Origin of the sequence: Campylobacter sp. JH23 (assembly GCF_017846595.1) — a bacterium.
GTDB classification, from domain to species: domain Bacteria; phylum Campylobacterota; class Campylobacteria; order Campylobacterales; family Campylobacteraceae; genus Campylobacter_D; species Campylobacter_D coli.
Genome location: NZ_JAEQBP010000006.1, coordinates 76,569 through 100,780, shown reverse-complemented (window position 1 = coordinate 100,780; position 24,212 = coordinate 76,569). Strand labels below are relative to the sequence as shown.

21 protein-coding genes and 1 pseudogene are annotated in these 24,212 nt (G+C 30.8%); 20 read left to right on the top strand and 2 right to left on the bottom strand.

Annotated elements, in window-relative coordinates; translation table 11 throughout:
- Positions 1 to 40 precede the first annotated feature (40 nt).
- The 20 genes and pseudogenes from KAR88_RS08900 to KAR88_RS07005 all read left to right on the top strand — a co-directional run bounded on the left by KAR88_RS08900 (position 41) and on the right by KAR88_RS07005 (position 23,278).
- On the top strand, positions 41 to 2,245 hold the full coding sequence (locus KAR88_RS08900) for a hypothetical protein (protein WP_223213131.1): 2,205 nt from the start codon (positions 41 to 43) through the stop codon (positions 2,243 to 2,245).
- Complete coding sequence (locus KAR88_RS07095) at positions 2,238 to 3,494, top strand: NAD(P)-binding protein (RefSeq protein ID WP_002830393.1); 1,257 nt, start codon at positions 2,238 to 2,240, stop codon at positions 3,492 to 3,494. The genes KAR88_RS08900 and KAR88_RS07095 overlap by 8 nt, the downstream gene beginning before the upstream one ends.
- A 2-nt stretch (positions 3,495 to 3,496) precedes the next feature.
- Positions 3,497 to 4,039 carry a dTDP-4-dehydrorhamnose 3,5-epimerase family protein gene (locus KAR88_RS07090; RefSeq protein WP_002830392.1) on the top strand — a complete coding sequence of 181 codons (543 nt, stop codon included), beginning with the start codon at positions 3,497 to 3,499 and terminating at the stop codon, positions 4,037 to 4,039.
- A gap of 3 nt (positions 4,040 to 4,042) precedes the next feature.
- Complete coding sequence (locus KAR88_RS07085) at positions 4,043 to 5,095, top strand: GDP-L-fucose synthase (protein ID WP_002830390.1); 1,053 nt, start codon at positions 4,043 to 4,045, stop codon at positions 5,093 to 5,095.
- A 1-nt stretch (position 5,096) separates the two neighbouring features.
- The gene (locus tag KAR88_RS07080; RefSeq protein ID WP_002835532.1) at positions 5,097 to 6,128 is read left to right on the top strand and encodes a GDP-mannose 4,6-dehydratase; all 1,032 of its coding nucleotides are present in this window, start codon (positions 5,097 to 5,099) and stop codon (positions 6,126 to 6,128) included.
- Between the two features lie 3 nt (positions 6,129 to 6,131).
- A pseudogene (locus tag KAR88_RS07075) lies at positions 6,132 to 7,153 on the top strand (dehydrogenase).
- On the top strand, positions 7,141 to 7,746 hold the full coding sequence (locus tag KAR88_RS07070) for a D-sedoheptulose 7-phosphate isomerase (protein ID WP_192801288.1): 606 nt from the start codon (positions 7,141 to 7,143) through the stop codon (positions 7,744 to 7,746). Before KAR88_RS07075 ends, KAR88_RS07070 begins: the two are co-directional and overlap by 13 nt.
- Positions 7,734 to 8,402 carry a nucleotidyltransferase family protein gene (locus KAR88_RS07065; protein WP_192801287.1) on the top strand — a complete coding sequence of 223 codons (669 nt, stop codon included), beginning with the start codon at positions 7,734 to 7,736 and terminating at the stop codon, positions 8,400 to 8,402. Before KAR88_RS07070 ends, KAR88_RS07065 begins: the two co-directional genes overlap by 13 nt.
- Positions 8,403 to 8,413: 11 nt before the next feature.
- The gene (locus KAR88_RS08895; protein ID WP_225982205.1) at positions 8,414 to 10,057 is read left to right on the top strand and encodes a hypothetical protein; all 1,644 of its coding nucleotides are present in this window, start codon (positions 8,414 to 8,416) and stop codon (positions 10,055 to 10,057) included.
- Complete coding sequence (gene cysQ, locus KAR88_RS07055) at positions 10,050 to 10,793, top strand: 3'(2'),5'-bisphosphate nucleotidase CysQ (protein WP_072213939.1); 744 nt, start codon at positions 10,050 to 10,052, stop codon at positions 10,791 to 10,793. Before KAR88_RS08895 ends, cysQ begins: the two co-directional genes overlap by 8 nt.
- Before the next feature lie 4 nt (positions 10,794 to 10,797).
- Complete coding sequence (gene cysD, locus KAR88_RS07050; protein ID WP_192801286.1) at positions 10,798 to 11,691, top strand: sulfate adenylyltransferase subunit CysD; 894 nt, start codon at positions 10,798 to 10,800, stop codon at positions 11,689 to 11,691.
- Positions 11,691 to 13,115 carry a sulfate adenylyltransferase subunit CysN gene (cysN, locus tag KAR88_RS07045; protein ID WP_192801285.1) on the top strand — a complete coding sequence of 475 codons (1,425 nt, stop codon included), beginning with the start codon at positions 11,691 to 11,693 and terminating at the stop codon, positions 13,113 to 13,115. The genes cysD and cysN overlap by 1 nt, the downstream gene beginning before the upstream one ends.
- On the top strand, positions 13,112 to 14,827 hold the full coding sequence (locus tag KAR88_RS07040) for an SLC13 family permease (protein ID WP_070294380.1): 1,716 nt from the start codon (positions 13,112 to 13,114) through the stop codon (positions 14,825 to 14,827). The genes cysN and KAR88_RS07040 overlap by 4 nt, the downstream gene beginning before the upstream one ends.
- 9 nt (positions 14,828 to 14,836) lie before the next feature.
- Positions 14,837 to 15,421 (top strand): adenylyl-sulfate kinase, encoded by a 585-nt coding sequence (cysC, locus tag KAR88_RS07035; protein ID WP_002834054.1) that lies wholly within the window; start codon positions 14,837 to 14,839, stop codon positions 15,419 to 15,421.
- On the top strand, positions 15,418 to 17,061 hold the full coding sequence (locus KAR88_RS08890) for a hypothetical protein (protein ID WP_225982203.1): 1,644 nt from the start codon (positions 15,418 to 15,420) through the stop codon (positions 17,059 to 17,061). The genes cysC and KAR88_RS08890 overlap by 4 nt, the downstream gene beginning before the upstream one ends.
- 35 nt (positions 17,062 to 17,096) lie before the next feature.
- Positions 17,097 to 19,124, top strand: a complete 2,028-nt coding sequence (locus KAR88_RS07025; protein ID WP_192801874.1) for a capsular polysaccharide biosynthesis protein — start codon at positions 17,097 to 17,099, stop codon at positions 19,122 to 19,124.
- A complete protein-coding gene (locus KAR88_RS07020; RefSeq protein WP_057040082.1) occupies positions 19,121 to 20,302 on the top strand; it encodes a capsule biosynthesis protein in 1,182 nt (393 codons plus the stop codon). Before KAR88_RS07025 ends, KAR88_RS07020 begins: the two co-directional genes overlap by 4 nt.
- Positions 20,303 to 20,370: 68 nt before the next feature.
- The gene (locus tag KAR88_RS07015) at positions 20,371 to 21,492 is read left to right on the top strand and encodes a DUF829 domain-containing protein (protein WP_038846752.1); all 1,122 of its coding nucleotides are present in this window, start codon (positions 20,371 to 20,373) and stop codon (positions 21,490 to 21,492) included.
- Positions 21,489 to 22,859 carry a cytochrome P450 gene (locus KAR88_RS07010; protein ID WP_002783822.1) on the top strand — a complete coding sequence of 457 codons (1,371 nt, stop codon included), beginning with the start codon at positions 21,489 to 21,491 and terminating at the stop codon, positions 22,857 to 22,859. Before KAR88_RS07015 ends, KAR88_RS07010 begins: the two co-directional genes overlap by 4 nt.
- Positions 22,856 to 23,278: a hypothetical protein gene (locus KAR88_RS07005; protein ID WP_002800011.1), complete on the top strand. Its 423-nt coding sequence runs from the start codon at positions 22,856 to 22,858 to the stop codon at positions 23,276 to 23,278. The genes KAR88_RS07010 and KAR88_RS07005 overlap by 4 nt, the downstream gene beginning before the upstream one ends.
- Positions 23,279 to 23,280: 2 nt before the next feature.
- Here the strand turns inward: KAR88_RS07005 and acpS are convergent, their stop codons facing one another.
- Both acpS and fliL read right to left on the bottom strand, forming a co-directional pair.
- Positions 23,281 to 23,628 carry a holo-ACP synthase gene (gene acpS, locus KAR88_RS07000; RefSeq protein ID WP_002831717.1) on the bottom strand — a complete coding sequence of 116 codons (348 nt, stop codon included), beginning with the start codon at positions 23,626 to 23,628 and terminating at the stop codon, positions 23,281 to 23,283.
- A complete protein-coding gene (gene fliL / locus KAR88_RS06995) occupies positions 23,628 to 24,164 on the bottom strand; it encodes a flagellar basal body-associated protein FliL (protein ID WP_002779164.1) in 537 nt (178 codons plus the stop codon). Before fliL ends, acpS begins: the two co-directional genes overlap by 1 nt.
- Positions 24,165 to 24,212 lie beyond the last annotated feature (48 nt).

Genomic DNA, 24,212 nt, shown 5'->3' with positions numbered 1-24,212 from the left:
AAGTTATATTTGAGATTAGGAAGCTGAAGAAGGTTAAAATATGATATGGAAAAAAGAAGATTTAATTGATATTTTAAAAAGCGATGGTTCTGTATATAAAAACTATGAAAATAATTCATATTTTTTTGATTTACAAAAAGAAATAAAGTTAGAGTGTATAGTTTTAAAACTAAATAATAAAACTAATATAGTTAATATCGAATATTCCAAAGATAATTTAATTTTTTATTCTTTTGATAGTGAATTATGTGAAATAAAAGATAATGCTATGATTTTTATACTATCAGAAAAAATATCTGTTAGATATTTAAGAATTTGCATTAAAAGAGACAATTTAAAACAAATAAATTTTTATATACGAAAATTTCCATTATTATTTGTAGCAGCTAGAGGGGATGCCTTTGGATCAAGGATAATGGCTTTATTAAATGCAATATGGTTATCTAAAAAATTTCGATGTAAATTTGGTTTTGTATGGAATGCTTTGTTTCACATAAAACAAGATGATAATGTACAACATAAGACCGTGATGCCGTCTTTACCATTGGAAGAAGAAGTTTTTGAAAGCATTTTTATCAAAAAATATTCATATACGAAACTGTTAAAATCTTACCCTGGAAGTATTTTTCAATATAAAGCCGCAAATAAAATGTCTATAGATAGATTGCTAGAAAAACCTTATTCACACGATTTTGGTTGGTATGTTGCAGGTGGTTTTATTGATATATATTTAGATGGTTTGCAAGATGGAGAATATTTAACAGGGCTTAGAAATGCTTGGAGGGAAATTCAATTCTTGCCGGATTTTAATGATAGCATTCAAAAAGGCATAGATGAGGCAGGGAAATTAGGAGAATTTGTATCCATCCATATAAGATGTGCTGATATGTGCTATAGTGATTTTAGATTTATAATGTTGAGAAATTATAAATATCGACATATAGTTACGGTAGAAATGGCATTGGCAATTATAGACTATGAATTGAATCGTCAGAATGTTTTGATCTGTGGAGATGATTTAGCTCTATTGGATTCTCTTAAAAAACATTATAGCAATCAACCAAGAAAATTTAAATTATATTCTATGAACGATTTTGTAAATAAGTATACTTTTAAAACTAATATTGAGCAAATACTTTTTGAGCTTTATTTTCGTTCAAAATCAAGCTTAATTTATAGTACAAAATCCACTTTTGGTATATTACCTTATTTGGTTTCAGAAAGTAGCCGTCTAAACCATATATACGATTTTTGCAGTAAAAATGACTATTATAAGTATATAAAAAGTAATATAGGTAAGATTGTAGTTCATGATTACCAGTTGGCAGCATCTTATTTTGTTTTGTTTATAATGGGAATAGAGATTGAAGTTGACATAAATGAATTATATATTTACATAAGAAAGTCATTAAGCCATGATAAATTAAATATTACTTACCAGCTTTTTTTATTTTTTACTTTATTAAGAAAAGGAAAAAATTATCAAGCTGAAAAATATATATGTTTTTTATTTAAAAAATATCCAAAAAGTATTTTTAGTTTTATTCAGAAAGAGCCATTGAATATTTATAAAAATATTATTACCGAAATAATGTCTTTGCAAGAAAAAAAGTACAATTTTTCATTTTTGTTTGCAAGTGCAGTTTATTCCCACCATAAGGATTATGAAAATTCTTTATTGTGTTATAATAAAATAATTGGTAATATAGAATTAGAAACATTTTCCTATTTGGTTGCAAATTTATTGGAAAATCTTCATGTGATTAGAAATGAAGATGAAAAATGTAAATTTTTAGACCGTATTTATAATAGTTTATCAAAAGCTAATTGTGCTACCCAATTCAATCAGCCTCAATCCAAACTATCTTTCCAAGCCCACCACGGTACAGCCAAATCTCGCATTCAAAACCAACTCTCTTATAAACTAGGACAAGCTATGATAGTTAATTCTAAATCTTTACTAGGTTATATAAGAATGCCTTTTGTATTATCTTATATAAAAGATAAACACAAACAAGAACAAAAAATTTATCAAGAAAAAATAAAAAAAGATCCTTCTTTAAAACTACCTCCTTTAGAATCTTACCCTGATTATAAAGAAGCTTTAAAAGAAAAAGAGTGTTTAACCTATAAGCTAGGAGAGGCTTTAATAAAAGCTAATAAAACTTGGTATAAGGGAGGATATGTTAAACTTCTATTTAAGATTAGGAAGCTGAAGATCAAAAAAAGGAAGTTAAATGAGTAATAGAAAAATAGGTATTATTGGAGCTGGCATATCAGGCATGTCTATTGCGAGACTTTTAAAAGATGATTTTGAAGTGGAGGTTTTGGAAAAGTTTAATAATGTTGGTGGTATCGCAAGGACAAAGGATGTTGGTGGTAAGCCATATCATATTAATGGCGGACATTGTTTTAATTCTAAATTTGACGATGTTTTAGATTTTGTCTTTAATACTGTATTAGATAAAGATAAATGGAACTATTTACCTCGAAAAGCTGAAATTTTATTTAAAAATAATTGGGTTACATATCCTATAGAATTTTCAATTAAAGAAATAGATAGTTTTGATACCAGTTTGGCTTTTCAAATAACTAAAGAAATGTTTAATGCCTCGTATGAAAAAGGAAAAAATCTTGAAGAATGGTTTATAAATCATTTTGGTTTAACATTGGCAAAAGAGTATTTCATACCTTATAATACTAAAATTTGGGGCATAGCACCAAAAAATATGGATAATGTATGGATAGAAGATGAAAAACAAATGAAGCTTCCTGTGCCAACAAAAGAAAGTTTTTATAAATCATTAGTCGGCAAAATAACAGATAAAATGTCTCATGCTGCTTTTTATTACCCAAAAACAAATAATCAAAACACTTTTATAGAAGCTATAGGAGAAGGTGTTGATATCCTTACAAATTATGATGTAAAAGATATTACAAAAGAAAATAATCAGTGGATTGTCAATGGCGAGAAAAAATATGATATTTTGATAAATACAAGCCCATTAGACTTAATTCCTCAAATCTTAAAAAATATTCCTATTAAAGCTTTAAGTTGCTTTAACAAATTAAAATACAATAAAGTTACAAATATTTTTTGGGAAACAGATGGAAGTTTGGATATTACTTGGGGTTATATTCCAGATCCAAGCATAGGTTTTCATAGAATTTCCAATACCGGTTCTATAGTGCAACCAAAGGGAAATTTCTGTACTACAGAGGCTATAGGTGAAATTCCTTATGATAGATTGGTAGAAGAAGGACAAAAAATACCATTTTTGAAAAAACCACTTGATTATAATGTTACAGAACATGCTTATGTATTTTTTGATTTAAACTATACTAAAGCAAAAACAGGTGCAATTTCATATTTAGATTCGCTTGGAATTTATTCTCATGGTAGATTTGGTGAATGGGAGTACTATAATATGGATGTATGTATCAAAAGATCTATTGATTTGGCTAAAAATATAAAAGAAAAATATAAAGGATGAAAATGGCTATAGAATTTGATATACAAGAATCAAAAATTTTAAAAGGAGTGTATATCGTAACTCCAAATAAATTTAGAGATTTAAGAGGTGAGATTTGGACGGCTTTTACAAGTGGGACTATAGATAAGCTTTTACCAAATGGATTAAAATTTATACATGATAAATTTATACACTCTAAACACAATGTTATTCGTGGTATTCATGGTGATATAAAAACTTACAAATTGGCTACTTGTGTTTATGGAGAAGTGCATCAGGTGGTTGTTGATTGTAGGAAAGATTCTCCTACTTATTTAAAATATGAAAAATTTATTATAAATCAAGATAATCAGCAAATTATCCTAGTGCCAGCAGGTTTTGGAAATGCTCATTATGTAAGTAGTGAAAGTGCTGTATATTATTACAAATGTGCTTATTTAGGAGAGTATGTGGATGCTGATGATCAATTTACTTATGCTTGGAATGATGAGAGAATTGGTATAAATTGGCCAACAAATTCGCCTATTCTTTCAGATCGAGATGTTTTGGCGGTAAATAAGGGTTAAAATATGGAAAAAAATTCTAGAATTTATATAGCAGGTCATAGGGGTTCGGCAGGAAGTGCCATAATGGAAAAATTACAAAATTTAGGTTTTGATAATTTAATTTATGCGACTCGAGAAGAGTTGGATTTACTTGATTTTGATGCTGTTAAAAATTTTTTCGATGATAATCAGCCAGAATATGTTTTTTTTGCGGCAGCTAAAATGAGTGCTTTAGGAGTTAGGGCTCCAGCTGATATTTTATATGAAAATCTAGCAATACAGAATAATATTTTTCATAACTCATATCTTTCAAATGTTAAAAAATTAATTTTTTTTGGTAGTTCTTGGATGTATCCACAATATACCCAAAATCCCATAAAAGAAGATAGTTTGCTTACTGGTGAATTAGAATATAATGCTGAGCCATATGCTTTGGCAAAAATTGCTGGAGTTAGAATGTGTGAATTTTATAATTTGCAATATAATACCAATTTTATTTCGGTTGCTTTAACTAATTTGTATGGAAAAACAGCTGATTTTAATTTAAAAACAGCTAGAGTGCTACCAGTAATGCTTAGAAAATTTCATTTGGCAAAACTACTTAATGAAAAGAAATATGGCGATATTTTATTGGATCTTAACTTACAAGATGAAAACGAAGCAATAAGCTATCTTAAGACAAACGGAATTTATGAGGAATATATAGAACTTTGGGGGACGGGCAAAACTAGAAGAGAGTTTATACATTCAGATGATTTAGTGGATGCTTGTATGTATATAATGAAACATGTTAATTTCAGTGATTTGTCTAAAAATAATATAAAAAATACGCATATTAATATAGGTACCGGAAGTGATTTGTCTATTGCCGAGCTAGCTCTTTTGATAAAAAAAATTACGCAATATAAGGGCGAAATAAAATTTGATATAAGCAAGCCAGATAGTCCTATGAATAGATTGCTTGATTGCTCTAAAATTCATTCTTTAGGATGGAAACACAAGATAGAGCTTGAAGAGGGTGTTAAAATAATGTATGAAGATTATCTTCAAAATAGTAAAAGAGTTTTAAGAGGTTAAAGTGAAAAAAACAGCATTAGTTACTGGTTTTACAGGGCAAGTTGGCTCGCAAATGGCAGATTTTTTACTAGAAAATACAGACTATGATGTTATAGGCATGATGCGTTGGCAAGAGCCAATGGATAATATCTATCATTTAAGCGACAGGATAAACAAAAAAGATAGGATCAGCATTTTTTATGCTGATTTAAACGATTACTCAAGTATTCAAAAGCTTTTTGAAAGCAAAAGACCTGATGTGATCTTTCATCTAGCCGCACAATCTTACCCAAAAACTTCTTTTGATATACCTATAGAAACTCTACAGACAAATATCATAGGCACAGCAAATATTTTAGAAAATATTAGATTATTAAAAGCTAAAGATGGTTACGATCCTGTGGTGCATGTTTGCTCTTCTAGTGAAGTTTATGGCAGGGCAAAAGTGGGTGTCAAGCTAAATGAAGATACGACTTTTCACGGTGCAAGCCCTTATAGTATAAGTAAAATTGGCACGGATTATTTAGGAAGATTTTACGGTGAGGCCTATGGTATAAAAACATATGTTACCAGAATGGGAACTCATAGTGGTCCAAGGCGCTCTGATGTATTTTTTGAAAGCACTGTTGCAAAGCAGATTGCCTTGATCGAAGCAGGGTATCAAGAGCCTGTTGTAAAAGTAGGAAACTTATCTAGTGTAAGAACCTTTCAGGATTGTCGTGATGCTATAAGAGCTTATTATCTACTTTCATTAGAAAGCGAAAAAGGTAATATTCCTTGTGGAGAAGCTTTTAACATAGCCGGTGAAGAAGCCTTTAAACTTCCTGAAGTTATTGATATACTTTTAGGTTTTTCTACAAGAAAAGATATCAAAGTGGAGCAAGATGAAGAAAGATTACGTCCTATTGATGCAGACTATCAAATGTTTGACAATACTAAAATCAAAAGTTATATCAATTGGAAGCCAGAAATTCCAGCTAGAAAAATGTTTGAGGATTTATTAAATCATTGGAGAAAAGAAATTTCCATGGGCAGAATCCCACTTAATAGGTAGCAGATCATGATAATCCGTTCTCAAACACCTTTGCGTTTAGGTTTAGCGGGGGGGGGGGTACTGATATAAATTTATATTGTGATCAATATACAGGTTATGTTTTAAATGCGACAGTATCTCTTTATGTGCATTGTACTTTGACAGAAAGAAATGATCAAAAAATCATTTTTGACTCTTCTGATACTGGCATAAAAGTAGAGTATCAAAGTAAAGAGTTTTTAGAAAATGATGGTAAATTAGATCTTTACAAAGCGATTTATAATCGCTTGATAAAAGACTATATTAAAAGACCTTTAAGTTTTTCTTTGCACACTTATTCAGATGTACCAAGTGGTAGTGGACTAGGGGGTAGTTCTACTTTGGTAGTAGGTATCATCAAAGCATTTGCAGAATGGCTCAATCTTCCTTTAGGTGAGTATGAAATCGCTCGTTTGGCTTATGAGATAGAAAGGGAAGATATGGCTATAGTAGGGGGTGCACAAGATCAATACGCTGCGACTTTTGGTGGATTTAATTTTATGGAATTTTATGATCAAAAAAGAGTTATAGTCAATCCTTTACGCATTAAAAACTGGATAGCAAGTGAACTTGAAGCTAGGGTTTTGCTTTATTTTACAAATATCACTAGAGAAGCAAAGGACATAGAGGAGCATAAAAAGGGAAAGCTAGGAGATGAAAACTCACTTAATGCCATGCATGCGATAAAACAAGATGCGTTAGATATGAAAGAGGCGTTATTTAGAGCTGATTTTGAAAAAATAGCACAAATTTTAGGTAAATCTTGGCAATCAAAAAAGATTATTTCTGAAATTGTTAGCAATGATGAGCTTGAAAGGATTTATCATTTAGCTATGGAAAATGGTGCTTATAGTGGCAAGACAAGCGGAGCAGGTGCTGGAGGATTTATGTTTTTTATGGTAGATCCTGTGAAAAAATATAAGCTTAAAAAAATTTTAAATGAACAGCAAGGGTATGTACAGGAATTTTATTTTACAAAAGAGGGGGCAAAATCATGGAAAATTTAAACCTATATATAAAATCTCATTTTAGTGATTCGATTGATGTTAAAGATAAAATATTAAATGATGATAATATAATCAATTTGATCAAAGAAGTATCTTTAAAAGTTATCAGTGCTTACAAAAATGGCCATAAAACCTTACTAGCAGGCAATGGAGGAAGCGCAGCTGATGCACAGCACATAGCAGGGGAGTTTGTAAGTAGATTTTACTTTGATAGACCAGGTATTGCAAGTATAGCTTTAACAACGGATACTAGTATATTAACAGCTATTGGCAATGATTATGGCTATGAAAATTTATTTGCTAGACAGGTGCAAGCTCAAGGTGTGAGTGGGGATGTTTTTATAGGAATTTCTACAAGTGGAAATAGTAAAAACATCTTAAAAGCTTTGGATGTTTGTAAAAAAAAAGGAATTTTAAGCATAGGTTTAACCGGAGCTAGTGGCGGAGCTATGAATGAACTTTGTGATTATTGTATCAAAGTGCCATCATCTTGTACGCCAAGAATTCAAGAAGCACATATTTTGATAGGGCATATTATCTGTGCTATAGTAGAAGAAGAGCTTTTTGGCAAGGGGTTTGATTGCAAGCTATAGTTTTAGCTGGGGGTCTTGGCACTAGGCTTAGAAGTGTAGTGCAAGATCTCCCAAAGCCTATGGCGCCTATTAATGGAAAACCTTTTTTAGCCTTTGTTTTAGAGTATTTGAAAAAGCAAGGAATTGCTGAGATTATTCTAAGTGTTTCGTATAAATATGAACTGATTCAAGAGTATTTTAAAGATGAATTTCATGGTATGAAAATACACTATAACATCGAAAAAGAGCTTTTGGGTACAGGTGGAGCTATAAAAGATGCTTTGGAATTTATACAAAATCAAGTTTATGTTTTAAATGGAGATACTTTCTTTGATGTTGATTTAAAAAAGCTTATTTTAAATGATAGTAAAATTTGTATAGCTTTAAAACAAATGCAAAATTTTGATCGGTATGGTACTGTAAATGTTGATGAGCAAGGTATTGTGACATCTTTTGAAGAAAAGGTGTTTAAAAAGCAGGGTTTAATCAATGGTGGTATATACTTACTCAAAAAAGATATTTTTGATGAATTTAGTTTAGAGAAGAAATTTTCTTTTGAAGAGTTCTTGCAAGAAAACTATAAATTATTAAAAATACAAACCCAAATTTTTGATGATTATTTTATAGATATTGGCATACCTGAAGATTATATAAAATTTATTAAGTTAAGAAAGTAACAAGGAAAAATATGACTGCTTATATACATATAGGAACACCAAAAACCGGAACTACAAGTATTCAAAAATTTATAACACTGAATCTCGATTTATTTTTGCAACAAGGAATGGTCTATCCAAAAACTTTTTGTGTAAATAATCAGCATGCTAAAATTGCATATATTATTAAAAAAAATATGAAATCTGATTTTAATTTTTGGTTGAATCAAGAGGTGGTATTTTTAAGAAATGAAATATCAGAGAATAAGAAATATACTTTCTTATTCTCTAGCGAAATGATAAGTTTATATATTAATGAAAGTTATACTTTAATACGTTTAAAAGAGCTATTTAATTGGCTAGGGTTTAAAAATATAAAATGTATTCTGTATCTAAGAAGCAATGATGAATATATGATATCTCATTCATCTCAAAATATTAAATGTGGTTTAGGTGTCTATTATAAAAGAAAGGCAGAATTTTGCACTTCTATGGGAATGCATATGTATAAAACAATATGTAAGAATTATATTAATGTGTTTGGCAAAGAAAATATCATTGTCAGATTATTTGATAAAAATGAATTTTATCAAGGAGATTTATTAAAAGATTTTATACATAGTATAGGTTTGGAATGGGATAATAAATTTCGAATTCCAGAAAGGGAAAACGAAACTTTAGATTTGATTGGATTTGAGCTTCAAGGAAGGTTAAATAAATTAGGTTGTGGCTGGAATAATAAAATTAATTCTACTATGGAATTTTCAGAAAAATATTTTACTTCCAAAGATCCTCATCTTAAATTCCAACCTGCAAAAGAAGTAACACAATCCTATATGGATTATTTCGAAGAATCAAATGAATGGGTAAGACAAGAGTTCTTTCCTCATAAAGAAAGATTGTTTCCTAAGAAAGATTTAAGTAATTATAAAGAAAATTATGAACTTAAAGAAATGAAACCAGAATATTGGGATAAAATAGCTGAATTTATAGCTGATATCGTTAAAACCAAAAACCAAGCTATTCAAAATAAGGACAATCAAATCGCAACTATAAACAATGAAAAACAAAAATTAATTGATGAAAAATTAAATTTGCAAATCCAAATAAATCAACTTCAAAACACTCTAAATACTCTACCTATAAAAAAACAGCAACTCGAAATTTCCAATCTAGAACAAGACTTAATTAATAAAAAATTAAATGCTAAAGAGACTAATCAGAATATTTTGATTAAAGAATTAGAAATTAAAAAACTAGAACAAGAATTAAATATCAACCAGGCTTTTTCATATATACCAAAAGAACAGAGCGCTAAACAAAGAATACAAAACCAACTTTCCTATAAGTTAGGACAAGCTATGATAATAAATTCAAAATCTATACTAGGCTATATAAGAATGCCTTTTGTATTATCTTATATAAAAGATAAACACAAACAAGAACAAAAAATCTATCAAGAAAAAATCAAAAAAGATCCTTCTTTAAAACTGCCTCCTTTAGAAAACTATCCTGATTATAAAGAAGCTCTAAAAGAAAAAGAGTGTTTAACCTATAAACTAGGTGAAGCTTTGATAAGAGCAAATAATAATTGGTATGGGGGGGGGTATATCAAATTGTGGTTTGAGATTAGGAAGCTAAAAAGAGAATTTAGAAAAAAGGCTAACCATGCTTAGTCAAATTACCTTAAAAGATATAAACGATATAGCCATAAAAGCAGGTAAGAGTGTCTTAAAAATTTACAATCAAGATTTTAAAATTTCTTATAAAGATGATAATTCGCCTTTAAGTGAAGCAGATTTGATCTCAAATGAAATTATTTGCAAAGAGCTTGCTAAATTTAGCCTCCCTATACTTTCAGAAGAAAATAAAACACTACCTTATGAGCAAAGAAAAGATTGGGAATATTTTTGGTGTGTAGATCCTATAGACGGCACCAAAGAATTTATCAACAAAAATGGAGAATTTACCATAAACATTGCTTTAGTTTATAAAGATACTCCAGTATTGGGCGTAGTGTACGCTCCAGCCCTTGAGCTTTTATACAGTGCTAAAAAAGGTGAAGGTGCTTTTAAAAATAGTGTAAAATTACCCTTGCAAAGAAATGACGACTTTTTTAAAATAGTCGCTAGCAAATCCCATGTCAATGAGCAAACAAAAGATTTTATCGATAGTATCCAAACGAACAAGCAAAAAGAATTTGTTTCCATGGGCAGTTCTTTAAAGCTTTGTCTAGTAGCTAGCAATGAAGCAGATATTTACCCAAGACTAGCTCCTACTATGGAGTGGGATACCGCAGCCGCTGATGCTATAGTTAGGGAAGTGGGCAAAATGACTTATGATTTTGACACCCAAAAACCTTTAGTGTATAATAAAGAAAATTTATTAAACCCATATTTTATAGTAAAGTAGAAAAATGACCCATTTAGACTTTTTAGAATCAGAGTCCATCCATATTATCCGTGAAGTTGTAGCTGAGTTTGAAAAACCAGCTATGCTTTATAGCGTAGGCAAAGATAGTTCAGTGATGCTTCATCTTTTACAAAAAGCATTTTATCCTGCCGTGCCGCCACTTCCTTTGGTGCATGTAGACACTACATGGAAATTTAAAGAAATGATAGAATTTAGAGATAAAAGAGCCAAAGAGCTTGGTATGGAGCTTATCGTTTATCAAAACCCTAAAATCAAAGAATTAAATCTTTCTCCATTTACACATGGCTCATCTATGCACACTGACATCTCTAAAACTCAAGGCTTAAAACAAATGCTTGATTTATATCAATTTGATGCAGTTTTTGGCGGAGCAAGAAGAGATGAAGAGAAATCGCGCGCAAAGGAAAGAATTTATTCTTTCCGTGATGAAAATCACTCATGGGATCCAAAAAATCAACGCCCAGAGTTATGGGATATTTACAATGGTCGTCATAAAAAAGGTGAATCCATAAGAGTTTTTCCACTGAGTAATTGGACTGAGCTTGATATATGGCAGTATATTTACAAAGAAAACATTCCCATACCAAGTCTTTATTTTGCTAAAAAACGACTGGTAGTAGAGTACATGGGGGCTAAAATTTTAGTTGATGATGAGCGTATGCCAAAAGAACTTGCTAAAAATGCCAAAGAAGAATTGGTTCGTTTTAGAACTCTAGGTTGCTACCCGCTAACAGGAGCCATAAACTCAAGTGCTAGCAATGTCTTAGAAATCATCGAAGAGCTTTTGCTTTCTAAAACAAGTGAAAGACAAGGTAGGCTTATAGACACTGATGAAGAAGCAAGTATGGAAAAAAAGAAAAAAGAGGGGTATTTTTAATGAAAACAAATGTAGAAAAATACCTAAAAGAACATGAAAATAAAGAGCTTTGTAGGTTTATCACTTGTGGTAGTGTAGATGATGGCAAATCCACCCTTATAGGTAGAATGCTTTATGATGCAAAAATGCTTTTTGAAGATCAAATTTTATCTTTAGAAAAAGATAGTAAAAAGCTTGGCAATGCAGGAGAAAAGCTTGATTTTGCGCTTTTAGTAGATGGGCTTGCAAGCGAGCGCGAGCAAGGTATTACTATAGATGTGGCTTATCGTTTTTTTACAAGTGAAAAAAGAAAATTCATCATAGCAGATACCCCAGGCCATGAACAATACACTAGAAACATGGCAACAGGTGCTAGCACAGCTGATATTGCTATCATACTTATAGATGCTAGAAAAGGGGTTTTAACTCAAACTAAAAGGCATTCTTATATAGCGAGTTTGCTTGGTATAAAACAATTTATTATTGCTGTGAATAAAATGGATTTGATTGATTATAATCAAGAAATTTTTAATACAATCTGTAAAAATTATCAAGAAATTTTACCATGCTTAAAAAATCATGAGTGTATTAAAACCCACTTTGTTCCTATATGCGCATTAGATGGAGACAATATAGCTTCTAAAAGCATTAATATGCCTTGGTATGATGGAAAAACCTTATCTGAACTTTTAGATACTTTGCCTATTGTTACTAATTTAAGCGATGAGTTTATCATGAGTGTGCAATATGTCAATCGTCCTCATTTAAATTTTAGAGGTTTTTGTGGAAATATTGCGAGTGGTAGTATAAATGTTAAAGATGAAGTTGTGATTTTACCTTCTTTAAAAACAAGTAAAGTAAAACAAATCATCACGCCCGATATAGAAAATTTAAAGGTATTGGATAAAAATGAAAAAATTCAAAGCTCTAAAAATGCAACTTTTCCAAGTGCCATAACCTTGACCTTAGAAGATGAGATAGATATCTCAAGAGGTGATGTTATAGTTTCTAAAAATCATAGTTTAAAAATTTCAAATTCTTTTAAAGCCATGATGATATGGATGAGTGAAGCGAAGTTTAGTTTAAGTGGAAACTATCTTATAAAGATGGCTAATTTAACCACTAGTATAACATTTGAAAAGATTGACTTTAAAAAAGATATCAATACCTTTGAAGAGTCTCAAAGTGATGAGCTAAAGCTTAATGATATAGCCAAATGCACCCTAAGACTTAGCAAAAAGACAGCTTTAGCAGCTTATAAGGACAATAAAACTTTAGGAAGTTTTATCATTATAGATAAATACTCTAATGAAACCTTAGCAGCAGGTATGGTAGAAGAAATTTTAACCCATGAAGATAAAGCAAGGGTCTATACTCAAGCTGAAATAGAGCTTAATGCTTATATAAGAAAAAACTACCCCGAATGGGAGTGTAAAAAGATATGAAAATCATTGTTGCATTAAGCATATTGGGCTTACTTGTTTTGCTCATTAGCAATAAAATCAAACCTTTTATTTTATTTGGTAGTGTTGCTGTGCTTTATTATCTTTTAGGATATTTAAATTTGAACTCTTGGTTAGGTTCTTATACGAGCGAATCTTTGATAGTGCTTATGCTGCTTTTGTTGGTTTCACTAGCGATAGAAAAAAGTGCAGTTATCGCTTGGTGTTCTAAATTTATCATAGGAAAAAATTATCATTTATCGCTTTTAAAACTTGGTGTTATTACGGCTAGTATTTCAGCATTTTTAAACAATACCGCAGTAGTAGCAAGCTTTATGAGCCTTATAAAAAACAATAAATTTCAAGCTCCTTCTAAGCTACTTATCCCACTTTCATATTTTTCCATAGTTGGTGGCACGATGACTCTTATAGGTACTTCAACTAACTTGATAGTGAATTCTTTTGTGGTGCAAAATGGTCTAGAGAGTTTAAAAATTTTCGATTTTTTTGCAGTGGGTTTTTGTATAAGTATTGGTGTACTTATAGTGCTTTTGATTTTTAGTTTTTTATTGCCTGAGTATAAAGAAAAAGAAAATGCCATTAATGAGTATTTGATTAATGCTAAAGTGTTGAAAAATAGCTCATTAGTGGGAAAAACCATACAGGAAAATGGTCTAAGAAATTTGGAGTTTTTGTTTTTATTTGAAATTCAAAGGCAAGATGAGATCATTTCTCCAGTAAGTCATGATGAGATTATAAAAGAAGGTGATGTGTTGATTTTTAGTGGAGATATAACTCATCTAGAAACTTTAAAAAAATTTGATGGCTTACAAATGGGTGCTCAAGAGATCAAGCTTGAAACATTAAATTTAGTAGATGTGGTGATAAATTCTGAGTCAAGCTTGATAGGTAAAAGCGTAAAAGAGGCTAATTTTAGGGCTAAATTTGATGCGGGGATTGTAGCTTTAAAAAGAGGCTCTCAAAATATTTCCAAGATAGGTAAAAGCGTATTGCAAGCTGGAGATAGACTTATCTTAAGCGTGGGTAAGGATTTTCACTCAAGGGATAATATCAACAAAAACTTTTATATCATTTCAAATATTATTCAAAATCAAAAACTAAGCAATGTCCAAAGTTTTATAGTGGTATTTGCATTTTTGGCTATCATTGCTTTATCAGCCTTAGAGATAGTATCTTTGCTTAAAGCATTGCTAGTATTTTTAGCTTTTTTGTTTGTATTTAAATTTATAAGTTTTGATGAGATAAAAAGACGCTTTCCTTTGGAAATCTTTATCATAGTAGGATCTTCTTTAGCTATTACAAAGGTTTTGGTCGATAGTGGATTGGCTAAGGATTTTGCTGATTTGATTATAGGGACTTTTGGAGCATATGGACTTTATGGAAGTTTTGTGGGGATTTATCTTTTAACTCTGCTTTTAACCGAGATCATTACCAATAACGCTGCAGCAGCTCTAGCTTTTCCTATTGCTTATAGCACAGCTTTAGCGCTTGAAGTAAATCCGGTTCCATTTATCCTAGCAGTTGCTTATGGGGCAAGTTGTGGTTTTATGATGCCTCATGGTTATCAAACTCATCTTATGGTAGGATCGATTTGCGGATATAAAACTACTGATTTTATAAAAATAGGCTGGATAGTTTCCTTGACTTATTCGGCTATTGTTTTGATCATGACTCCGATATTTTTTAAATTTTAAGGCTAAAAAATGGATAATAATCTCACTTGGCATGCTAGTAGCATTACTAAAGCTCAAAGAGCTAAATTTAAAAAACAAAAACCTCGTGTGTTGTGGTTTACGGGATTAAGCGGAAGTGGTAAATCCACTTTGGCCAATGCAGTGGAGAAAAAACTTTTTGAGCAAGGTTTTCATACTTATCTTTTAGATGGAGATAATGTACGCCATGGACTTAATGGTGATTTGGGATTTGATGAAGCTTCAAGAGTAGAAAATATAAGGCGTATAGGAGAGCTTTGTAAGCTTTTTATGGATGCTGGTATGATAGTGCTTTGTGCTTTTATATCCCCTTTTGAAAAAGATAGAAAACTAGTTAAAGATCTTTTAGAAGAGGATGAATATATAGAAATATTTGTCGATACTTCTTTGGAAGTTTGTGAAAAAAGGGATCCAAAAGGACTTTATAAAAAAGCAAGACAAGGAGAGATTAAAAACTTTACAGGCATAGATAGTCCTTATGAAAGACCTAAAAATCCACATATACACATAACAAAAGAAGATCTTAATGAGAATGTGGATATGATTTTGAGATTTTTAAATGGGAAGTATAAATGACTGCTTATGTGCATATAGGGACTATGAAAACAGGGACTTCAAGTATACAAAATTTCTTATATTTAAATCGTAGTTTATTGCAAAAACAGAATTATTATTATCCCATTAGTATAAAAAACATTGGTAGATTGAATGATCATAATCCTTTTGCGCACAAATTTAATACTTTATTAAATAAGACAGATGATTTGAAAATATTTTCTAGGGAATTTAAGAATTTAAATAATGAAATTAAGATGTGTAATTGTGATAAAATTATTATTTCTATGGAAAATGTACAATGGTTATTGAATTCTCAACAAAAAATAAAATATTTTTATGATTTTCTAATATATATTTTCGATAATATAAAAATTATTGTATATTTAAGAGATGTTGCTGAGTTGTTTATATCTATGTGTTCACAGGCTATCAAGGATGATAGTCATTTGGACTATCATTTTTTATATCCTTACCAAAACAAAAAATCAAAAATTTTAAGCGATTATAAACAAACACTACAGTGGTGGGGAGAAATTTTTGGTAAAGAAAATTTAATTGTAAGACTGTTTAATAAAAATGAATTTTATCGAGGAGATTTATTAAAAGACTTTATATATAGTGTAGATTTGAAATGGGATGAGAAATTTCAAATTCCAATAAAAGAGAATGAAACTTTGGATTTAATAGGATTTGAGCTTTTAAGTAGGGTTAATAGATTAAAACCTTTTATGTTTAAAAGTAGATATTTTGATATAGTTGAGTATTTTGATAGAAATTGTACAAATGTAAAACAATATTCTCATCTTAAATTTCAGCCTCCAAAAGAAATAATGCAGTCTTATATAAATTATTTCGAAGAATCAAATGAATGGGTAAGACAAGAGTTCTTTCCTCATAAAGAAAGATTGTTTCCTAAGAAAGATTTAAGTAATTATAAAGAAAATTATGAACTTAAAGAAATGAAACCAGAATATTGGGATAAAATAGCTGAATTTATAGCGGATATCGTTTCAACTAAAAACCAAAATATCGCAGATAAAACTATTATTATTCAAAATAAAGACAAGGTTATTGTTAATCAAACCAATCAAATAAATTCTTTACAAACAACTTTAAAGGATAACAAAGCACACTTAATCCAAGCTCAAAACCTAAACAATACTCTTAATAAAACTATACAAGAAAAAGATATTATCATAAATTCTAATACAAACCAAATCGATCAATTACAAAACAATATACAAGAAAAATCAACCCAACTTAACCAACTTCAATCTAAATTATCTTTCCAAACTCAATACGGCACAGCCAAATCCCGCATTCAAAACCAACTCTCTTATAAACTAGGACAAGCTATGATAATAAATTCAAAATCTTTACTAGGTTATTTAATAATGCCCATGATATTATTAAATATAATAATTTCGCACAAACAAGCCCAAAAAGCTTATAAATTAAAAATAAAGAAAAATCCAAATTTAGCTTTACCCCCTTTAGAATCTTACCCTGATTATAAAGAAGCTCTAAAAGAAAAAGAGTGTTTGACTTATAAGCTAGGAGAGGCCCTTATAAAAGCAAGTAATAATTGGTATGGGGGGGGGTATATCAAATTATTGCTTGAGATTAGGAAGCTAAAGAAGGAATTTAAAAAGAAATAAATGATATAATCTCTTTTTAATTTAAAGAGAGATTTATGAAATTTCACACCACTTCAAAAAAACTTATAAAAAATGTTAAAGATTTTTACAATATAGTCTTATATAAGGCCTATAAAAGCATAGGCAAAGAAGATGTTTTTGTAGGCTGGGGCAGGAAAAATTCAGGTTTAAAAGCTGTGAGTTTAGCCAAAAAACACAATGCTAAATTTATGCTTTTAGAAGATGGTTTTTTGCGCTCATTAAATTTAGGCATAGAAAATAGTCCGAGTTTTTCTATAGTTAAAGATGATGTGGGGGTTTATTATGATGCGAGCACTCCTTCAAGGCTTGAAAATATTTTAAATACTTATGAGTTTAGCCCCAAAGAGCTAACTTGGGCAAAAAAAGCCATAGAGCTTATCAAAAAAGAAAAACTCAGCAAGTATAATAACAATCTTTGCATACCTCAAGAGCTTTTCAGCGCCAATGAAGAACGCGTTCTAATCATCACTCAAGTGGCAAATGACGCTTCACTTCGATTTGGTTTGGCAAGTGATTTTTCGACCCAAGATATCATAAATGACGCCCTAAAAGAAAATCCAAATGCTAAAATATATATCAAAATCCATCCTGATGTGTTAAGTGGCAAAAAACAAAGCGATTTTAGCATGCAAGATTTACCCAGTAGATGCGTGATTTTAAAAGAAAATTATAATCCCATAGAATTATTAAGCCATTTTAAAAAAGTCTATACTAAGACTTCAGGTATGGGTTTTGAAGCTTTGATGCTAGGATGTAAATGCGTGTGCTATGGCATGCCTTTTTATGTAGGATGGGGATTAACTCAAGATAAGCTAGAGTGTAAAAGAAGGATTAAAAAAAGATCCTTAGAAGAAGTTTTTTGTGCCGCTTATATCCTATACAGCGAGTATTTTAATCCTTATTTAAATCAAAAAAGTGATATTTTTGATACTATTTTTACCCTAGCAAGATACAAAAAGATAGAGCAAGTAAATTCTCATACTTTATATTTTTTAGGCTTTACTTTATGGAAGCGTTGGTTTATGAAGCCATTTTTCAAGGCCAAAAACAATAAAATTATTTTTTTAAACTCACTTAATGAACTTTACAAAGCGAATTTAAATTCCGAAGATAAAATCTTCATTTGGGGCAAAAAGTATGATAAAGCTTTGCTGGCCAAAGATTTTAACAATGAAATTTTTTTAGTAGAAGATGGCTTTTTGCGCTCGGTTTTTTTAGGTTCAGATCTTACGCGTCCTTTTTCTTTGATAGTAGATAGCAAGGGTTTGTATGTAGATCCTAATCACCCTAGCGATTTAGAAGAGCTTTTGCAAAATCATGAATTTGATGATACTTTAAGACAAAGAGCCAAAAAGCTCATCACTACCATAACGCAAAATAAATTTTCAAAGTACAACGGCCTAAAGCATGAAAAACTTGACTTTAATACAAATAAAAAAATCATTTTAATTCCCGCTCAAGTAGAAGATGATGCTTCGATGATCTTAGGTGGAGCAGATTTTGACACCTTAAAGCTTTTACAAAGCGTAAGAGCTGCAAATAAAGACGCCTTTGTCGTTTTTAAGCCTCATCCTGATGTTTTAAGTGGAAATCGCAAGGGTTTAAAGGATAAAGATATCATTTTAAAATACTGCGATGAGATCATAGAAAATGTCAGCATAGACAGCGCCATAAATGCATGTGATGAAGTACATACTATCACTTCTACAAGTGGCTTTGACGCTCTTTTGCGTGGTAAAAAAGTAGTGGTATATGGTAAACCTTTTTATGCGGGCTGGGGTTTGACTCAAGATTTACATCACATCTCAAGACGCACAAGAGTGCTTAGTTTAGAAGAGCTTGTGGCAGGAGTTTTGATCCTTTATCCAAGATATATTCATCCAAAGAGTAAAAATTTATGTGAAGTTGAGCTTGCTTTGGATACAATGTTAGCTTTGCAAAAAGATTATTTTTCAAAAAGATGGCTAAAAATTTTAATTGATTTTAGAATTTTAATGCTTAGAAAGATAAGAAGAATAGGTGAAGTTTTTATAAAAAGATGAAATTTAGCGATAAGATTAAAAAAGAATTTAGCGGTAAAACTGTCTTGCTTTTACAAGGACCTGTAGGGACTTTTTTTCACCGCCTTGCCATAAAGATGAAAAAAAATAAAACCAAAGTTTTTAAGCTTAATTTTAATGGAGGGGATTTTCTTTTCTATCCAAGTGGAAAAAGGTGCAAGTGCGACGAAAAGGATCTTGAAAATTTTTATGAGAGCTTTTTTAAAGAAAAAAAGATAGATGCTATTGTGATGTATAATGATTGCCGTTTGATCCATGCAAAAGCTATCAAAGTAGCTAAGGGGCTTGGCATTGGTATTTGGATTTTTGAAGAGGGGTATTTAAGGCCTTATTGTATCACTTTTGAAAAAGATGGGGTCAATGCAAACTCCTCCTTGCCTCGCGATAAAAATTTCTATCTTTCTTGCAATATCCTTACAAAAGAAAGCATAAAAGAAATTCCAGGTGGTTTTAAATTTATGGCCTTTAGTACTTTTCTGTATTGGCTTTTTTCTTTTCTGCTAGCTCCTTTTTTTAACAACAAGCTTCATCATCGCACCTTATATCCTTTTGAATTTTTATTTTGGTTTAGATCTTTATATAGAAAATACCTTTATAAATTCACAGAAAAAAAACTCAATCAAAAAATTTATAGCCTTGAAAAAAAGTATTTTTTGGCTATTTTGCAAGTTTATAATGATACGCAAATTAAGTACCATTATAAAAAAAGCATAGAAGAATTTATAGAAGAGCTTATCCTTTCTTTTGCAAATCACGCAAGAGCAAAGTCTTATCTTATCTTTAAACATCATCCTATGGATAGGGGATATAGAAATTATTCTAAACTTATAAATGAGCTAAGTCAAAAATACCATGTAGAAGGAAGAATTTTCTATGTACATGATACTTATTTGCCTACTCTTTTAAAAAATGCTTTAGGTTGTATTACGATCAATTCTACAGTAGGTTTAAGTGCTATTTTAGAGGGTTGTCCTACTAAGGTTTGTGGAAATGCATTTTACAATTTTGAAGGCCTAGCTTATCCTAAAAAACTCCAATTTTTTTGGCGCGAAGCTCATGCTTATAAACCCAATCCTAGCTTGGTTATAAATTTTAAAAATTATCTTTTAAATACAAATCAGTTCAATGGCAATTTTTACAAAAATTCGTTTTTAGGTTGATAAAAGTCCGATTAAGACAGCTTTTAAAACAAAATGTTATAATCAATCTAAAAAAGAAATGAATTTTTATGGATAGAGAAGTATTTTATATAGCGGGCTATGATCCTAAGAGTTATAGATTTTATTATGATTTATTTAAGAAAAATTTAAAAGATTATTCTCATAGATTTGATTTTAAAGCAGAGATAAGCGGGATTGAAAAGAATGAAAACTTTCCTTCTTTTAAGATTGATTGTAAAGATGTTCAAACACGCTATCATTTTTTAACTTGGAATGATATAGTTAAAAAAAATTGGTCTCAAAGTTATAAAGATGCTTTGATGGATTGTTATAGTTTTTTTAGAATTTATACCATTACGGGGCTTTTTCTTAAATTTGGTAAAGAATCGATTTATCAGCTAGTTACGGGTTATTATCCTTTCTTTTATGTTATTTTTTCTTTGTTATTATCTTTAGGCTTAGCTTTGGGAAGTTTTGTTTTTTTGCAAAATCATATCCCTTCTTTTTTGGCGATTGTTATAGGTATAGTTCTAGGATTTTTACTCAATCGTTTTTCATTCAAGCTAGGTAGAAAATTGGCTGTATTTTGGATAGCAAGGATATGTGCTTTTTGTGCTACTTGGAAAGAGAAAAGATTGGGGGCTATGGAGCAAAGGATAAAGCTTTTTGCAGATGAAATTTTAAAGTCTTTAAAACAAAATGAAAACAGGCAAGATTACGAACTTATCTTAGTAGCTCACAGTGTTGGAACCATAGTTTGCATAGAAGTTTTAGAGCATATTTTAAAACAAAATTTAGATAAAAGAGTATTGGACAAATTAAAAATTCTTACACTAGGAGAATGCATTCCTTTAACAAGCTATCAAAAAAATGCAGACGATTTTAGAAAAAAACTTGAATTTGTTTCTGCATTTGATTTAAAATGGTATGATTATACCTCAATAATCGATGGGGCGTGTTTTCCACAAGTGGATTTTTTCCGTACAAGCGGGGTGCAGGCTAACTTTACCCCACCATTTTTAAGTGCTAAATTTCATACTTTGTATGAAAAAAATGAATATAAAAAAATCAAAAGAGATAAAAATAAAGCACATTTTTTATATCTTTATAGTCCTCATATTAAAGGGAGTTATGATTTTTTTGCTTTTATTGTGGCACCTAAATTTTTAGAAGAAAAGGTAAAGATATGAGTCAGTGTCCATTTTTTCCCAAACCTTATAAAAATAAAGCTTCAACACTTTTAACCTTTTTATTAAAACGCAGATCATGGCTTGATGGTCTTTATGAGCGTAGCTATAAAATGCAAACAGGTTATGTAAAAATGCCAAATTTTGATCTTTATGTGATCAACGATACTAAAGAAGTTAAAAGAATGATGGTGGATGAGGTTAAAGAATTCCCAAAAAGTGCATTTTTGCACGAACTTTTAAGCCCTCTTTTGGGAGAGAGCATATTTACAACAAATGGTGAAGTTTGGAAAAAGCAACGCGAACTTTTACGCCCAAGTTTTGAAATGACTCGTATTTCAAAGGTTTTCAATCTCATGAGTGAAGCAGTAAGCGATATGATGAAGCGTTTTGAAAAATACCCTAATGCTTCTATTATCGAAGTGGATGAGGCTATGACTTTCATCACTGCTGATGTCATTTTTCGTACCATCATGTCTTCTAAGTTAGATGAAGAGCAAGGAAAGAAAATCCTAGATGCTTTTGTGACTTTTCAAGAACAAAGCGTACATACGGCTATGCGTCGTATGTTTCGTTTCCCTAAATGGCTTTCTTATGTGTTGGGTGATCGTAAGCGTGCTAAAGCGGGCGATGTGATCAGGCAAGCTTTAAGTGATATCATAAAGCCAAGATATGATGCAGTAAGTAGCGGAAAAGCTGAAAATTTTGAGGATATTTTAGGCTCTTTACTCTTAGTAGTAGATGCGCAGACTAATCAACGCTTTTCTTTTGAGGAAATTCTAGATCAAGTGGCTATGCTTTTCTTAGCAGGTCATGAAACAACAGCAAGCTCTTTAACTTGGACGCTTTATCTACTCAGCCTTTATCCTGATGAACAAGAAAAAGCTTATAAAGAAATTATTCAAGTTTTACAAGGTGAAAATATACAAATTTCACATTTAAAACAGTTTAGATACCTAACTCATATTTTTAAAGAATCTTTAAGACTTTATCCTCCTGTAGGCTTTTTTGCAAGAGAAGCAAAAAAAGATACAAAGGTAAGGGATAAGATGATTAAAAAAGGCTCAGGTGTTGTTATAGCACCTTGGCTGATACACAGACATGAAGGCTTTTGGGCTAATCCGCATGAATTTAAACCTTCTCGTTTTGAAGGCGAGTATAAAAAAGATGCTTATTTACCTTTTGGAGTAGGAGAGAGAATTTGTATAGGTCAAGGTTTTGCGATGCAAGAGGCTATTTTAATTTTGGCCAATATCTTAAAAAAATACAAATTAGAGCTTGAAGAGGGTTTTGTTCCAGATGTGGTGGGTCGTTTAACCATACGTTCTGCAAATGGAATGAGGATAAAATTTAGTAAAAGAGAGCCATGAAAAGAGTCAAAGCAAGAATTCGTGCCAATTTTCGCAACCGCATTAAGCGCAATCTAAAAGGAAGTTTAAAAGAAAAACTAGCAGGGACGATCTTACTTTGCGCTATAGTACCTTTGGCAATTTGTGGATATTTACTCATAGTGATAGTGGGAACTTTTTTTAATACAGCTAGAGCAAGGCAAGGTGTAAGAGCTTTGGATCATTTTGTAAATGCAAGTTTGTTTAATGGCTATGCTTGGGAAAGTGTATCTTCGCATGCTTGGCGTGAAAGAAATAGAAAAAAATGGGCAAAAGTAGTGATTAAAATCACAGATTTTTTTCAAAAAGATCATTGCAAAAGAGCCAATAAAAGAGAACAACCTGTGGTTGATTTTATACTTTCAAGAAATTTAGATAAGCAAACCATAGGAAAAAGATAAATTTAGTCTAAGGCGACTACGGCAATAGCAAAGCCATTATCGTGTGAGATGCTAAGAGAGGTAGAATTGATTTTAAATTTTTCTAATACATGAGAAGCAAGTTTTAAATAAGGAGCATTTTTGCTATCTTTTAAAATTTCTATATCCAAAAAGCCACATTCTTTTGAAATTCCCACGCCTAAAGCTTTACTTGCTGCTTCTTTTGCAGCCCAAAAACCTGCTAAAGTTGAGCTAGATTTTATCAATTTTTGTTCGTTTTTGTTAAGAAATTTATCAAGAAAGGCGTTGCCATGCTTTTGATAGATTGTATCTATCCTAGAAATGGCAACTATATCGCAACCTATACGCATCAAGAAACTACAAAATCAGTAAAATAAACATTTTTGATGAAGCCATCGGTAAGAATTTCGTTGATTTTTCCAACAAGCTCATCCTTAAGTCTTTCTTTGCCTTTTTGCGTGCTAACCTCTTCAAAGGTTTTTGCAGTTAAGGTGCGGATAATGATATCGCGAATTACCGCTACTTTTTTATCAAGCTCAGGTTTTAAAAGCTCTGTATTTTGCTCTAATTCTATAGTGCATTTTACATATCTTGAGCCGCTATCACTAAGTAAATTTAAAGTAAAAGGATCAAGAGGATACATAGGTCCTATATTTGCAAAATCACTTCCACGTTGCGCCGGTGCTGTCACTTTAGCCTTATCAGTTTTTGCCTCTTCTTTTGGAGCTGCTTTGACTTCGCTTTCATCGCTTGAGCTACTTGAAATAAGCCATGCAATCACACCCATGATGCTAAGAAGTAGAACAAAAAGTAAAATCACTATAATGATAACAAGCGAACCGCCTTTTTTCTTTTTTTCTTCGTTATTTTCTAATTCTTCATCCATTAATTTTTCCTTTATTTAGTGAAATTAATGTAAAATTGTAGCAAAATT

Excerpts from the sequence above, each read along its gene's own strand:
- KAR88_RS07010 (WP_002783822.1), top strand. The coding sequence starts at position 21,489 with ATGAGTCAGTGTCCATTTTTTCCCAAACCTTATAAAAATAAAGCTTCA.
- KAR88_RS08895 (WP_225982205.1), top strand. The coding sequence starts at position 8,414 with ATGACTGCTTATATACATATAGGAACACCAAAAACCGGAACTACAAGT.
- cysD (WP_192801286.1), top strand. The coding sequence starts at position 10,798 with ATGACCCATTTAGACTTTTTAGAATCAGAGTCCATCCATATTATCCGT.
- cysN (WP_192801285.1), top strand. The coding sequence starts at position 11,691 with ATGAAAACAAATGTAGAAAAATACCTAAAAGAACATGAAAATAAAGAG.
- KAR88_RS08900 (WP_223213131.1), top strand. The coding sequence starts at position 41 with ATGATATGGAAAAAAGAAGATTTAATTGATATTTTAAAAAGCGATGGT.
- KAR88_RS08890 (WP_225982203.1), top strand. The coding sequence starts at position 15,418 with ATGACTGCTTATGTGCATATAGGGACTATGAAAACAGGGACTTCAAGT.
- cysC (WP_002834054.1), top strand. The coding sequence starts at position 14,837 with ATGGATAATAATCTCACTTGGCATGCTAGTAGCATTACTAAAGCTCAA.
- KAR88_RS07090 (WP_002830392.1), top strand. The coding sequence starts at position 3,497 with ATGGCTATAGAATTTGATATACAAGAATCAAAAATTTTAAAAGGAGTG.
- cysQ (WP_072213939.1), top strand. The coding sequence starts at position 10,050 with ATGCTTAGTCAAATTACCTTAAAAGATATAAACGATATAGCCATAAAA.
- KAR88_RS07005 (WP_002800011.1), top strand. The coding sequence starts at position 22,856 with ATGAAAAGAGTCAAAGCAAGAATTCGTGCCAATTTTCGCAACCGCATT.
- KAR88_RS07070 (WP_192801288.1), top strand. The coding sequence starts at position 7,141 with ATGGAAAATTTAAACCTATATATAAAATCTCATTTTAGTGATTCGATT.
- KAR88_RS07020 (WP_057040082.1), top strand. The coding sequence starts at position 19,121 with ATGAAATTTAGCGATAAGATTAAAAAAGAATTTAGCGGTAAAACTGTC.
- fliL (WP_002779164.1), bottom strand. The coding sequence starts at position 24,164 with ATGGATGAAGAATTAGAAAATAACGAAGAAAAAAAGAAAAAAGGCGGT.
- KAR88_RS07040 (WP_070294380.1), top strand. The coding sequence starts at position 13,112 with ATGAAAATCATTGTTGCATTAAGCATATTGGGCTTACTTGTTTTGCTC.
- KAR88_RS07025 (WP_192801874.1), top strand. The coding sequence starts at position 17,097 with ATGAAATTTCACACCACTTCAAAAAAACTTATAAAAAATGTTAAAGAT.
- KAR88_RS07085 (WP_002830390.1), top strand. The coding sequence starts at position 4,043 with ATGGAAAAAAATTCTAGAATTTATATAGCAGGTCATAGGGGTTCGGCA.
- KAR88_RS07015 (WP_038846752.1), top strand. The coding sequence starts at position 20,371 with ATGGATAGAGAAGTATTTTATATAGCGGGCTATGATCCTAAGAGTTAT.
- KAR88_RS07095 (WP_002830393.1), top strand. The coding sequence starts at position 2,238 with ATGAGTAATAGAAAAATAGGTATTATTGGAGCTGGCATATCAGGCATG.
- acpS (WP_002831717.1), bottom strand. The coding sequence starts at position 23,628 with ATGCGTATAGGTTGCGATATAGTTGCCATTTCTAGGATAGATACAATC.